At 75.2% G+C, this 12,141-nt stretch carries 11 protein-coding genes and 2 tRNA genes; 8 read left to right on the forward strand and 5 right to left on the reverse strand.

Annotation, left to right across the window (positions count from 1 at the left end):
* Nucleotides 1-15 precede the first annotated feature (15 nt).
* The gene (locus tag T328_RS14720) at nt 16-759 is read right to left on the reverse strand and encodes a tetratricopeptide repeat protein (RefSeq protein ID WP_496496470.1); all 744 of its coding nucleotides are present in this window, start codon (nt 757-759) and stop codon (nt 16-18) included.
* Nucleotides 760-879: 120 nt separating this feature from the next.
* On the opposite strand from T328_RS14720, the gene T328_RS14725 reads away from it, so the two are divergent.
* A complete protein-coding gene (locus tag T328_RS14725; RefSeq protein ID WP_496496652.1) occupies nt 880-1,674 on the forward strand; it encodes an SAM-dependent methyltransferase in 795 nt (264 codons plus the stop codon).
* Nucleotides 1,671-4,997 (forward strand): ATP-binding protein, encoded by a 3,327-nt coding sequence (locus T328_RS14730; RefSeq protein ID WP_496496471.1) that lies wholly within the window; start codon nt 1,671-1,673, stop codon nt 4,995-4,997. Before T328_RS14725 ends, T328_RS14730 begins: the two co-directional genes overlap by 4 nt.
* Here the strand turns inward: T328_RS14730 and T328_RS14735 are convergent.
* Entirely contained in the window at nt 4,990-5,781 is a 792-nt protein-coding gene (locus T328_RS14735) for an ABC transporter permease (protein ID WP_496496472.1), read from the reverse strand. The two genes, T328_RS14730 and T328_RS14735, sit on opposite strands and share 8 nt — an antisense overlap.
* Nucleotides 5,778-6,776, reverse strand: coding sequence for an ATP-binding cassette domain-containing protein (locus T328_RS14740; protein WP_496496473.1), 999 nt, complete (start codon nt 6,774-6,776; stop codon nt 5,778-5,780). Before T328_RS14740 ends, T328_RS14735 begins: the two co-directional genes overlap by 4 nt.
* Before the next feature lie 316 nt (nt 6,777-7,092).
* Between T328_RS14740 and T328_RS14745 the strand changes: the two genes are divergently transcribed.
* Nucleotides 7,093-7,590: a hypothetical protein gene (locus T328_RS14745; protein ID WP_496496474.1), complete on the forward strand. Its 498-nt coding sequence runs from the start codon at nt 7,093-7,095 to the stop codon at nt 7,588-7,590.
* 229 nt (nt 7,591-7,819) lie between these two features.
* On the opposite strand, the gene T328_RS14750 is transcribed toward T328_RS14745, so the two are convergent.
* Nucleotides 7,820-8,491 carry an SDR family oxidoreductase gene (locus tag T328_RS14750; RefSeq protein WP_496496475.1) on the reverse strand — a complete coding sequence of 224 codons (672 nt, stop codon included), beginning with the start codon at nt 8,489-8,491 and terminating at the stop codon, nt 7,820-7,822.
* A gap of 352 nt (nt 8,492-8,843) precedes the next feature.
* Nucleotides 8,844-10,376 carry an amidohydrolase family protein gene (locus tag T328_RS14755; protein ID WP_496496476.1) on the reverse strand — a complete coding sequence of 511 codons (1,533 nt, stop codon included), beginning with the start codon at nt 10,374-10,376 and terminating at the stop codon, nt 8,844-8,846.
* Nucleotides 10,377-10,643: 267 nt separating this feature from the next.
* On the opposite strand from T328_RS14755, the gene T328_RS14760 reads away from it, so the two are divergent.
* From T328_RS14760 to T328_RS14780, 5 genes are all read left to right on the forward strand, one after another.
* Nucleotides 10,644-10,716 (forward strand) — tRNA-Thr (locus T328_RS14760).
* Nucleotides 10,717-10,762: 46 nt separating this feature from the next.
* Nucleotides 10,763-10,835 (forward strand) — tRNA-Met (locus T328_RS14765).
* Nucleotides 10,836-10,926: 91 nt separating this feature from the next.
* A complete protein-coding gene (gene rpmG, locus T328_RS14770) occupies nt 10,927-11,091 on the forward strand; it encodes a 50S ribosomal protein L33 (protein WP_003948671.1) in 165 nt (54 codons plus the stop codon).
* Between the two features lie 125 nt (nt 11,092-11,216).
* Nucleotides 11,217-11,690: an FAS1-like dehydratase domain-containing protein gene (locus T328_RS14775; protein ID WP_496496477.1), complete on the forward strand. Its 474-nt coding sequence runs from the start codon at nt 11,217-11,219 to the stop codon at nt 11,688-11,690.
* A gap of 7 nt (nt 11,691-11,697) precedes the next feature.
* Nucleotides 11,698-12,132, forward strand: a complete 435-nt coding sequence (locus T328_RS14780) for a MaoC family dehydratase (protein ID WP_496496478.1) — start codon at nt 11,698-11,700, stop codon at nt 12,130-12,132.
* The last annotated feature ends 9 nt before the right edge of the window (nt 12,133-12,141 follow it).

A 12,141-nucleotide genomic window follows, 5' to 3' on the forward strand; every position in this document is an offset into this window, starting at 1 on the left:
TGTAAATCTGCGGGCTCAGCCGCCACGCTCCCTGCGCAGCCGCGCCAGGTTGTGCTCCGCGTCCGCGTGACCGGCCGCCGCGGCGCGGTGCCACCAGCTGTCCGCGCCGTCGAGGTCGCCGCGGTTCATCAGCAGGAAGCCCAGGTTGTACATCGCGTGCACCTCCCCCGCCGCCCCCGCCCGGCGCCAGCAGCGCTCCGCGGCGGCGGCGTCGCCGTGCTGGGCCAGCAGCAGGCCCAGGTTGTACGCACCCGTCGGTTCGCCCGCGTCGTCCGCCCGGCGGAGCCACCGCTCGGCCGCCGCGGCGTCGCCCCGGCGGGCCAGGCTGATGCCCAGGCCGACCATCCCCTCCGCGACCCCCGCCTCCGCCGCCCGGCGGAACCAGCGCTCCGCCTCCTCCTCGGCTCCGCGGGCGTCCAGCAGGACCGCGAGGTTCGCCATCGCGTGCTCCTCGCCGGCGTCGGCCGCGCGCCGGTACCAGGTCTCCGCCTCCTCGGCGTCGCCGCCCCGGCGCCGGAGCAGCCAGCCCAGTGCGAACATCGCCTCCGGGTGGCCGGATCCCGCGGCCGTACGGAACCACCCCTCCGCCGCCGCGAGGTCCCCGCGCCGCTCCGCGACGACGCCCAGGGCGGCCACCGCGCGCACGTCGCCGCGGTCGACCGCCCGCCGGTACCACGTCTCCGCCGTCTCCGGATCACCGCGCCGCAGCGCGTCGTCGCCCCGTTCCAGCCACCCGTCGCCGGGATCCGGCCTCCCCATACCGCCTCCGCTTCCCTCGGCCGTCCCAGTCTGGTTCCGCCGCAGGGGACCCCTCCCGGGCCGGCGGCCCGCTATAGGCTGCCCGCAGACCTGTTCCTCGTGGAGGGGGCCGCCGCCGTGATCGACACCACCGTCCCGCACATCGCGCGGGTGTGGAACTACTGGCTGGGCGGCAAGGACAATTACGAGGCCGACCGCCAGGCGGGGGAGCGCGTCAAGCAGGCGTTTCCGCAGATCACCGACATCGCCCGGGCCGACCGCGCCTTCCTCGGCCGCGCCGTCGCGTACCTCGTCGAGGAGGCCGGCGTCCGGCAGTTCCTCGACATCGGCACCGGCCTGCCCACCGCCGGCAACACCCACGAGGTGGCCCAGTCGCTCGCGCCCGAGGCGCGCATCGTCTACGTCGACAACGACCCCCTCGTCCTGACCCACGCCCGCGCCCTGCTCACCTCCCGCCCCGAGGGCGCCACCGACTACGTCGAGGCCGACGCGCGCGACCCGGAGACGATCCTCGCCGCCGCCGCGCGGACGCTGGACTTCGACCGCCCGGTGGCGGTCATGCTCCTCGGCGTCCTGCACTACGTCCCCGAGTACGACCGGACGCTCCAGGTCGTACGCCGGCTGCTGGACGCCGTGCCGTCCGGCAGCCATCTCGCGATCACCCACGCCACCTTCGACACCGCGCTCGGCGGTCAGGACGGCGCGGACGAGAACTCGGAGGCCACCGAGTACTGGAACAAGAACACGCCCATGCCGCTCGCGCACCGCGCCAAAGAGCTGATCACGGCCTACTTCGACGGCCAGGACCTCGTCGACCCCGGCGTGGTGTCCATGCCGCTGTGGCGCCCCGGGGCCATGCCCTTCGGCGAGCCGCCGCCCCTCTTCGGGTACAGCGGAGTCGGCCGGAAGCCGTGACCGCCGCCCGCGCCGCCGTCGAGCTGACCTTCCTCTCGCGGGTCGCGTTCCGGGGGCGGGAGATCACCGCGCCGCGGGTACGCGGCCTGCTGGCCCTGCTCGCCGGGGAGCTGCGCGGCGGCTGCAGCGTCGCGCGGCTCGTGGACGGGCTCTGGGGCGACGAGCTGCCGGCGGATCCGGCGAACGCGCTGCGGATCCTGGTGTCCCGGGCGCGGGCCCAGGTCGGGGCCGACGTCGTCGTCAGCACGCCGGCCGGGTACCGGCTGGCGCTGGCGGCGGACCGGGTCGACACCGCGGCGGTGGTGCGGTGCGCTGAGGCGAGTGCGCGGGCCGCGCGGGGCGGGGATCACGCCGGGTCGCTGGCCGCCGCGGAGGAGGGGCTCGGGTTCTGGGACGCGGCGCCGGAGACGGAGGCCGCGCCGGGGGATCCGGTGGCGGAGCTGCGGGCCGCGCGGGCGCCGCTGCACGGCGATCTCGTACGGGCCCGGGCCCTGGCGCTCGCGCGGGTGGGGCGGCGGGCGGAGGCGGCGGCGCCGCTGGCGCGGCTCCTCGCCGGGGCGCCCCGCGACGAGGAGGTGCTCGCCGAACTGCTGCGCGCCGAGGCGGCGTCGGCCGGGCCCGCGGCGGCGCTCGCCCGCTACGACACGTACCGGCGCGAGCTGCGCGACGACCTCGGCACCGACCCGGGCGCCGCGCTCCGGGCCGTCCACCAGGAGCTGCTACGCGACGAGGCCCCCGCCGTCCGGCAGGGGGTGCCGCACGACCCGAATCCGCTGCTGGGGCGGGACGGCGATCTCGCGGCGGTGGCGGGGCTGCTGCGCTCGTCGCGGCTGACGTCGATCGTCGGGCCCGGCGGGCTGGGCAAGACGCGGCTCGCGTACGCCGTCAGCCGGCGGGCGGAGCAGCAGCTGGTGCACTTCGTGTCGCTGGCCGGCGTCCGGGCCGACGAGGACGTGGCCGGGGAGGTGGCGTCCGCGCTGGGAAGCGGGACGGGAAGCGGGACGGGAGGCGGGGCGGGAGGCGGGGCGGGGAGCGGGACGGGAGGCGAGGCGGGCGCCGGAACCCGGAGCGGCACCGGAGGCGGCACGGGCGCCGGCACCGGGGGCGGGACCGGGCGGCCCGGCGCCGACGCCCACGCCGCCATCCTCGCCGCCCTCGGCGGGCGGCCCGCGCTGCTCGTCCTCGACAACTGCGAGCAGGTCGTCCACGGCGCCGCCGACCTGGTACGGGAGCTGGTGGCCCGCGCCGCCGACCTGCGCGTGCTCGTCACCAGCCGGGCGCCCCTCGGGCTCAGCTCCGAGGCCGTCTACCGGCTCCCCCAGCTCACCGCCGCGACCTCCGCCGAGCTCTTCGCCCAGCGCGCCCGCGCCGCCCGCCCCGACGTGGAGCTGCCGCCCGCCGCGGTCGCGGAGCTGTGCCGGCACCTGGACGGGCTGCCGCTCGCGGTGGAGCTGGCGGCGGCGCGGGTACGGGTGCTGTCCGTACCGGAGATCGCGCGGCGCCTCGGCGACCGGTTCGCGCTGCTGCGCGGCGGGGCGCGGGACGCGCCCGAGCGGCACCGCACTCTGCACGCGGTCGTGGAGTGGAGCTGGAACCTGCTGGCCGAGGACGCCCGGGCCGCCCTGCGCGCGCTGTCCGTCTTCCCCGGCGGCTTCACCGCGGCGGCGGCGGATCACGTCCTGGCCGACGACGACGCGGACGACGCGGACGACGCGCTGGAGCTGCTGGAGCAGCTCGTGGATCAGTCGCTGCTGAAGGCGGGCGACACCGCGGCCGGGATCCGCTTCCACATGCTGGAGACGGTGCGCGAGTTCAGCGCCGCCCGGCGGGCGGCGGCCGGCGAGGAGGAGGCGGTCACCGCCCGGTTCCTGGGCTGGGCACGGGACTTCGGGGTCGCCCACCACGACGCGCTGTTCGGCCGTGAGCCGCTACGGCACTGGGCCCGCCTGCGCGCGGAGCAGGACAACCTCGTGCTCGCCCTGCGCCACGCCCTCGCCCGCGGCGACCACGCCACCACCGCCGCGGCCGGCGCCGTGCTCGCCGGCGTCTGGACCACCGACTCCGCCAGCTTCCACCGCACCTTCGCCCTGGCCGCCGAGACCGCCCGCCCGCTGTCGCACTACCGCCCCGACCCCCGCCACACCGAGGTCACCCGCACCCTCAGCGCCCTGTGCACCGCGGCCCCGTTCATGGGCTACGGGCCGCTCCAGCCGCGCCACCTCGCGACCCTGCGCCGGCTGCCGCCTGCCGAGCCGGACACCCTGCTGCGGGCGCTCTCCGTCGTGCTCTGCGCCGTACCGGACATGCGCGCGCCCCACTACGAGGCGCTGGACGAACTCCGCACCAGCGACGCGCCGTTGCTGGCCGGCATCGCCGAGTGCGTCGCCAGCTACCTCTGGGAGCACGGGCACGAGCCGGAGCGTGCGCTGGCCGCCGCGCGCCGGATGCTCGCCGCGGTCGACGCCGTGCCCAACCCGTCGCTGAAGCTCCTCGGCCACTCCCGCTGCAGCGAGCTGTGCATGGAGGCCGGGCTGGGTGAGGAGGCGTACGTGCATCTGCTGGCGGCGCTGGACGCCCTGTCGTACCTGAGCGACCAGTCGCCCACGACGGGCCTGCGCCGCGGGCTGGTGCTGGCGTGCTTGCAGCGCGGTGAGCCGGACGAGGCGGAGGAGTGGCTGCGGCGGGTGGAGGAGGCCCGGTCGCCGGCGGAGCAGCCGCAGATGGTGGCGGGGGACACGGCGGGGTGGGCCGAGATCGCGCTGTCGCGCGGGCTGACCGAGCTGGGGCTGAAGCGGTGGCGTACGGCTGTGGAGCACCTGCGCGCTGCCGCCCCGCCCGCCACCCGCCCGGACGCCCCGCCGGACGCCCCTTCCGCCGCCCCGCCGGCCGACCCACTGGCCGACTCCTGGGGCATGCACATCGCCGCCACCGCCGTCGCCGCCCACGCCTACGCCGGCCGGCTGGAGCCCGTCGCCGCCCTGGTGGCCGAGCTGGAGGGCAGGATCCGTACGCTGCTCGCCACCGGCCCCCGCGCCGACGGACAGGTCCCCGCGGAGGCCGCGGTCGACGGCACCGCCGTGCTCTGCCTCGGCCTCGTCCGCCTCGCCGCGGGCGGGGCCGACGAATCAGCGGTACGGCTGCTGGCACTGGCGGAGCGGCTGTACGTGCCGCAGTCGTTCCACCCCACGCTGTCCGCCGCCCGCGCCCGCCGCACCGCCGAGAACGCCGACGGGGCGGCGTACGCCGACGCGGTGTCGGAGTACGCCGCCCTGGGGCGGGACGAGCTGCGCGAGGTGGCGCGCGGGCTCATCTCAGTTACTTAGCGTCGCGGTTGAACGACGCCATGGACCAGAAGTAGCCGAGCACGATCAGCCCCACGCACCAGACGACGGCCAGCCAGCCGTCGCGCCCGATCTCCGTACCGAGCAGCAGCCCCCGCAGCGTCTCGATGGCCGGAGTGAACGGCTGGTACTCGGCGATCGGCCGGAACCACCCCGGCATCGCGTCGAGTGGCACGAAGGCACTGGACAGCAGCGGCAGCAGGATCAGCGGCGTGGCGTTGTTGCTGGCGCCCTCGGCGTTCGGGCTGACGAGCCCCATGCCGACCGCGATCCAGGTCAGCGCCAGGGCGAAGAGCACCAGCAGGCCGAAGGCGGCGAGCCACTCCAGCACGGTCGCGTCGGTGGAGCGGAAGCCTATGGCCACGGCGATGGCGCCGACGAAGACCACGCTGGCGAGGCACTGCAGCACGCTGCCGAGGACGTGCCCGATGATCACGGAGCCGCGGTGGATCGCCATCGTGCGGAAGCGGGCGACGATGCCCTCGGTCATGTCCGTGGCGACGGAGACGGCGGCGCCGACCGTGGTGCTGCCGATGGTCAGGAGCAGCAGGCCGGGCACGACGTACGCGATGTAGACGTCGCGGTCCGGGGCGCCGCCGGCCAGGCCGGCGCTCATGGTGTCGCCGAAGACGTAGACGAAGAGCAGGAGCAGCATGACCGGGGTCAGCAGCAGGTTCAGGGTCAGGGAGGGGTAGCGCCGGGCGTGCAGCAGGTTGCGGCGCAACATGGTGGACGAGTCGCGTACGGCGAGGGCGAGGCTGCTCATCGGGCGTTCTCCTTGAAAGAGGCGGTCTGGGCCGGCTGGCCGGGCTGGTCGGGGGTGGCGGTGAGGGCGAAGAAGACGTCGTCGAGGTCGGGGGTGTGGACGGTCAGCTCGTCCGCGTCGACGTGCGCGGCGTCGAGCCAGTCGAGGATCGCGCGCAGCTCGCGCTGCGTGCCGTCGCTGGGGATCTGCAGGGTCAGCGCCTGGTCGTCGCGTACGGTCTCGCGCAGCGCGCCGGCGGCCCGCTCGTACGCCCCGGGGTCCTCGAACCGCAGCCGGACGTGACCGCCGGGGACGAGCCGCTTCAGCTCGTCGGCCGTGCCCTGGGCGGCGATCCTGCCGCCGTGCAGCACGGCGATGCGGTCGGCGAGTTCGTCGGCCTCTTCGAGGTACTGGGTGGTGAGGAAGACGGTGACGCCGTCGGCGACCAGCTCGCGGATGATCTGCCACATGTTGTGGCGGGAGCGCGGGTCGAGGCCGGTGGTCGGCTCGTCGAGGAAGATGATCCGCGGGCTGCCGACGAGGGTCATAGCGATGTCGAGGCGGCGGCGCATGCCGCCGGAGTAGGTGGCGGCGGGCTTGCCGGCGGCGTCGGTGAGGTCGAAGCGGGCGAGCAGTTCGGCGGCGGCCCGCCGGCCCTCGCGGCGCGGCAGGTGGTGCAGGTCCGCCATGAGGAGCATGTTCTCCTCGCCGGTGATGAGGTTGTCGACGGCGGAGAACTGGCCGGTGACCCCGATGGCGCCGCGTACGGCGTCGGGGTGGACGGCCGGGTCGTGGTCGGCGATGCGGATGTCGCCGGCGTCGGCGGTGATGAGGGTGGACAGGATCTTCACGGCGGTGGTCTTGCCGGCGCCGTTCGGGCCGAGGAGGGAGAAGACCGTGCCCTCGGGCACGTGCAGGTCGATGCCGTCGAGGACGGTCTTCTCGCCGTACGACTTGCGCAGCCCGGTGGCCGCGATGGCGGAGGTGGCGGTGGTGGTGGTCGTCGTCGTCGTCATGTCCCGTAGCCTGCGGGGCGCGGCGCTCAACGGCCTTTCAGCGCCGTTTCAGCGGCCGGCGTCGGCCGGAAAGCCGGTGAAATGCGCAGGTCAGGGGCGGGTGGTCGCCGTAGTGCCGCTGACCGCGCTCGGGATCGTCCGTACGAAACGGACGGGGCGCGCCTCCGTACGGAACGCACGGGCGCGCCTCCGCACGAAACGCACGGCCGCGACGCGCGCCGCACACCCGCCCGTTGGCGGGTCCGCACCACCCCACCGCCCCAGGACTGTCGCCCCGACTCACCTCCCTCCGGCGGCCGTTGTGCTCCAATCGAATATGGCCACGACCACCGACGGCGCCACGCCCTCCGTACCGGACGAACCGGCCCACCGTCTGCGTACCGAGGTCGAGCGGTTACGGGACGAGGCGACACGGCAGAAGAAAGTCGCCCACGGCAGAGCCGAGTTCTGGGCCAAGGCCGACATCGCGCTCGGCTTCCCCGCCGCCCTGCTCGCCGCCGTCTCCGGCGCCGCCGCGCTGGCGTCCGCGGACGCGCGGGTGCCGGCGGCGCTGGCCATGCTGGTCTCGGCGGGCTTCGCGGCGGGGGCGGCGTTCCTGCGCAGTGAGCGGCGGCGGCTGGCGAACAAGTGGTCCCGGCAGGCGTGGGCCGCGGTGGAGGCGAAGGCCATCGTGCTGCTGGCGCGGGACCGGATCGACGCCGCGGACCTGGCCGAGCTGTTCGAGGTGCGGCAGGCGGCGCTCGCGGCGTACGAGGGCGACGAGAACCCCCGGCCGCCCGGCCCGCCGCCACCGGCCGTTCCGCCTGCGGTCTGACACACCACCCTCCGGCGGTGCGGGGCGGGGACGGTGAGCGCCTCCGACCGGCTGGGCGTCGGCTCAGAGGGTGGGCTTGCCGAGGATCACGGTCCCGGCGGTGCGGAGCAGGGTCACGGGGTGTGACGTGGGGCGTAAGGAGTACGCCGGCGGCGAGCAGCCGGGTGCCGGGGGCGGCGTACGGGGTGGGAGGCGTACGGAGGTGGTGGGCGTACGGGGCGGGAGCTGGCTACGCCGTCGCTGTGCCGGCCACCGCCGCGACCGCTTCCAGCACCGGCGTGTCGCCGCCGACCAGCTCCAGCGTCAGCCCCGCCGTCCGCGGCTCGTCCAGCAGCGCGACCAGCACCGCCGCGACGTCGTCGCGCGCGACCTCCGAGCGGCCCGTCTGCTCGGCGAGGTTGACGAGGCCGGTGCCCGCGTCGTTCACCAGCCGCCCGGGGCGCAGGATCGTCCAGTCGAGGCCGGCCCGGGCCCGTACGTCGTCGTCGGCGGCGGTCTTCGCCCGCAGGTACGCGGCGAAGACCGGGTCCGTGCCGGGCGGCGGCTCGCGGTCGGTGCCCAGGGCGGAGACGACGACGAAGCGCCGCACGCCGGCCGCCTCGGCGGCGTCGGCGAAGAGCACGGCGGCGCCGCGGTCGACGGTCTCCTTGCGCGCCTCGCCGCTGCCGGGCCCGGCACCGGCGGCGAACACCGCGGCGTCGGCGCCTTCGAGCTGCCGGGCGACCTCGTCGGCGGCGGCGGACTCCAGGTCGCAGACGACCGGTACGGCGCCGACGGCCGTCAGGTCGTCGGCTTGGTCGGGGCGGCGGATGAGGCCCGCGACTTCGTCGCCGCGGGCGGCGAGCAGGCGCTCCAGTCGCAGGGCGATCTGACCGTGTCCTCCAGCGATGACGATGCGCATGAGTCCGACGTTAACGCCTCCCGGGCCCCCGTGCGCGGCGCGAAGCGCGCGGCGCGCGCGGAGCGCGGCAGTCGCCCCGCGCGGCGCGGCGGGGGCGGGGTGGCAGCCGGGGCGGGGGCGGCCGGGGGCGGGGTGGCAGCCGAGGGCGGGGGGGCGGCGGGCGGGGGCGGTGTGTCGTGCTCCGTCCGGGCTCCGCATTACCGTGTTCCGGCACTCATCCCTGAATTCCTGCATCCCTGCATTTCATCCCTGTATCCCTGTATCCCCGCACTCCCGCCCCAGGGTAGGACGCTCCTCTGACAACGCCGCCAACGACTGTGCCCGGGGCCGCCGTTCGCCGCGGGGAGAGCCCTCAGCCCGCCGTGCGCCGGAGGCCCTGGCGGGGCAGGTCGAGTTCCGCGGCGACGGAGTCGCAGTACTCCCGTACGGCGCTCGTACGGGCCACGACCCGGCCGCGGTGGATCACGATCCGGCTGTACCCCAGCGACAGTGCGCCCGCGACCGAGTCGCCCCGTACCGCGAGCAGCTCCGCCGGGAAGCCGGCCCTCACCCGCACCTCCGGCAGGCCCAGCACCGCCCGCGCCTGCCCGGCCACCGCGTCGTACGCCGCCGCCGGGTCGGCCTCGCGGGTGGCGGCGAGGAGGTACGCGGACTGCAGCGGGTCGCCGCGTCCCACGGGGTTCGCGGCGTCGCGTACGGCGCCGGTCCCGGCCGCAACGCGCACGCCGGCGGCGCGCAGCAGTCGCACGGGAGCGTACGAAAACGGCCGCGCCCCCGCACCGCCCCCCGGCCCGGCGCCTCCGCCCGCCGCGCCACCCCCGCTCCCCGCCCCCCGCACCGCACCGCAGTCCCCCTGCGGCAGACACACCACCGCCACCCCCGCACCGGCCAGCCGCTCCGCCACCCCCGCCGCCGTCTCGTACGGCACCCGCGCCAGCCCGCCGCACGGCCCGACGGCCACCCCCGCCCCGCACCGCAGCTCCCCCGCCACCGCCGCCACCCGGTCGAGCCGTGCGGGGTCCGCTCCGTCGCTGTGCAGGTCGACCGCGCAGCCGTACTCCGCGGCCACCCGCAGCACCGTCTCCGTAAAGCCGGCCGGGTCCGGGTCCAGGTCCGGGCAACCGCCCAGCGCGGTGGCGCCCATGGCGACGGCGTCGTGGAGGAGCGCCCGGCCGCCGGCCCCGGCGGCGCCGGTCAGCACCCGGGGCACGGCCACCACCGCGACATCGGCGAGCCCGCGCAGCGCGGCGCGGGCGGCGAGCACGGCCGCGAGGGCGTCGAGGGCGTGGGGGCCGTCGCGCCCGGCCGCGCCGCCGATGCGTACATGCGTACGCAAGGCGGTGGCGCCGTGCCCGAGTTGGAGGAGGGCGGCCTCCACGGCCCGCCGCTGCACGTCGACACCGGAGGCCCCCGAAGACCCCAAGACTCCCGAGACCCCCGAGGACCCCGACGACCCCGAGACCCCCGAGGACCCCGAGACCCCCGAGGACCCCGAGACCCCCGAGACTCCCGGGTTCCCCGAGGGCTCTGAGAACCCTGAAGCCCCCAGGGCTCCCGAGGACTCCAAGGCACTCGAAGCCCCCGCCGTGCTTCCCGCCCCGCCCACCGCCGTCAGCGCCGTGTCGAAGTGCGCGTGCGGCTCCGCCGGCGCCGGCAGCAGCAGGTACCCGCCGAGGTCCACCCGCGCCCCGCACTCGCCCGCCTCCCCCGCCAGGCTCCCGGCCGTCCCCACCGCCAGGATCCGGCCGCCCCCGAGACGTACGTCCACCGTCCTGCCGTCCGCGAGCCGCGCGCCGCACAGCACCAACGTCCCCTCGCCGTCCGGGCCGGATCCGTGCCGAGGCCGAGGCCGGGGCTGCTGCGGAGGAGGAGGGCTGCTGGGCATGTGACTCCTGCGGGCAGATCAGGGTAAACATCTCTGACGTGAGCAAAATCGCACAGTCAAGATCAGAAGCGAGCAGACTGCAACAGACGGCGCGAACGAGCCTAGGTGGAGCGGGCGCGCGCGGCGCGGAGGAGTCGATAAGTCGTACCGGCGTGGCAACCGGCAGGTCCGCCCGCCTGCGGCGATGGGCACGCCCGAGCGGGCGCGGTCAGGGGCGGGTTACTGATTTCACCTTCGGCCGCTCAGCGTGTAGTGTCTTCATCGCTCGCCCCAATAGCTCAGTCGGCAGAGCGTCTCCATGGTAAGGAGAAGGTCAACGGTTCGATTCCGTTTTGGGGCTCTGATGCGGTTCGCACCTCGCTATCCTGGGAGGCGCAGAGCATCGCAGCGGTGTAGCTCAGTCGGTAGAGCAAGCGGCTCATAATCGCTGTGTCACCGGTTCAAGTCCGGTCACCGCTACTCACCTCAAGTAGCCGATTGCAGGCTCGGACCTACGATCGGCTACTCTTTCTGCGTTGAAGAAGTTGTCCGTTCGTCAAGGAGCACTCACGTGGCTGCCACAGACGTCCGCCCGAAGATCACGCTGGCCTGCGTGGAGTGCAAGGAGCGGAACTACATCACCAAGAAGAACCGGCGCAACAACCCGGACCGTCTTGAGATGAAGAAGCACTGTCCTCGCTGCAACGCCCACACGGCGCACCGCGAGACCCGCTGATCGCAGGCCATCGAACCCCCCGTCCCACCCGGGACGGGGGGTTTGCCACGCTCCGCCCCGCACCCCGCGGGAGTCCCGGCACGCTACGGCTAGGGTGGTGGCCCGCCCGCGCGACAGGAGGGTTCATGCCGCTCGATCAGTCCTTCGTGGGCCGGAGTTATCCGCCCACCACCCCCTACGAGGTGGGCCGGGAGAAGATCCGCGAGTTCGCGGAGGCGGTGGGCGACGCGAACCCCGCGTACACCGACCCGGAGGCCGCGAAGGCCCTGGGCCACCCCGACGTGATCGCGCCGCCGACGTTCGTCTTCGCGATCGCGTTCCGGGCGGCGGGCCGGGTGATCGAGGACCCGCAGCTGGGGCTGGACTACAGCCGGGTCGTGCACGGGGACCAGAAGTTCGCGTACAGCCGTCCGGTACGGGCCGGGGACCGGCTCTCGGTGACGTCGACGATTGAGGCGATCAAGTCGATGGCCGGGAACGACATCATGGACGTGCGCGGCGAGGTGCACGCCGTCCACGGCGACGGCACGACCGGTGAGCACGTGGTGACGACGATGATCAAGCTGGTCGCCCGCGCCGCCGAGGCCGAGGAGGACTGAGGGGCCGATGGTGGCGAAGGTGGCGTACGAGGCCGTCAAGGCCGGCACGGAGCTGCCGGCGCAGTCGTTCCCGGTGACCCGCGAGACGCTGGTGCGCTACGCGGGCGCGTCGGGGGACTTCAACCCGATCCACTGGAACGAGCGGTTCGCCAGGGAGGTCGGGCTGCCGGACGTGATCGCGCACGGCATGTTCACGATGGCCGAGGCGATCCGGGTGGTCACGGACTGGGTCGGCGACCCGGGCGCGGTGGTGGACTACGGGGTGCGGTTCACCAGGCCGGTGGTGGTGCCGGACGACGGCGTGGGTGCGGTGATCGAGGTCTCCGGGAAGGTCGCGCAGAAGCTGGACGACCAGGCGCGTACGGTCCGGGTGGACCTGACGGCGACGAGCGCCGGGCGGAAGGTGCTGGGCATGTCGCGGGCCGTGGTCAGGCTGGCGTAGCGGGGCGTA

The organism is Streptomyces sp. CNX435, from assembly GCF_059570575.1.

What these genes read in the sequence shown, in the direction of transcription:
- T328_RS14720 (WP_496496470.1), bottom strand. Translation starts at nt 759, where the DNA reads ATGGGGAGGCCGGATCCCGGCGACGGGTGGCTGGAACGGGGCGACGAC.
- T328_RS14735 (WP_496496472.1), bottom strand. Translation starts at nt 5,781, where the DNA reads ATGAGCAGCCTCGCCCTCGCCGTACGCGACTCGTCCACCATGTTGCGC.
- T328_RS14740 (WP_496496473.1), bottom strand. Translation starts at nt 6,776, where the DNA reads ATGACGACGACGACGACCACCACCACCGCCACCTCCGCCATCGCGGCC.
- T328_RS14745 (WP_496496474.1), top strand. Translation starts at nt 7,093, where the DNA reads ATGGCCACGACCACCGACGGCGCCACGCCCTCCGTACCGGACGAACCG.
- T328_RS14750 (WP_496496475.1), bottom strand. Translation starts at nt 8,491, where the DNA reads ATGCGCATCGTCATCGCTGGAGGACACGGTCAGATCGCCCTGCGACTG.
- T328_RS14755 (WP_496496476.1), bottom strand. Translation starts at nt 10,376, where the DNA reads ATGCCCAGCAGCCCTCCTCCTCCGCAGCAGCCCCGGCCTCGGCCTCGG.
- T328_RS14775 (WP_496496477.1), top strand. Translation starts at nt 11,217, where the DNA reads ATGCCGCTCGATCAGTCCTTCGTGGGCCGGAGTTATCCGCCCACCACC.
- T328_RS14780 (WP_496496478.1), top strand. Translation starts at nt 11,698, where the DNA reads ATGGTGGCGAAGGTGGCGTACGAGGCCGTCAAGGCCGGCACGGAGCTG.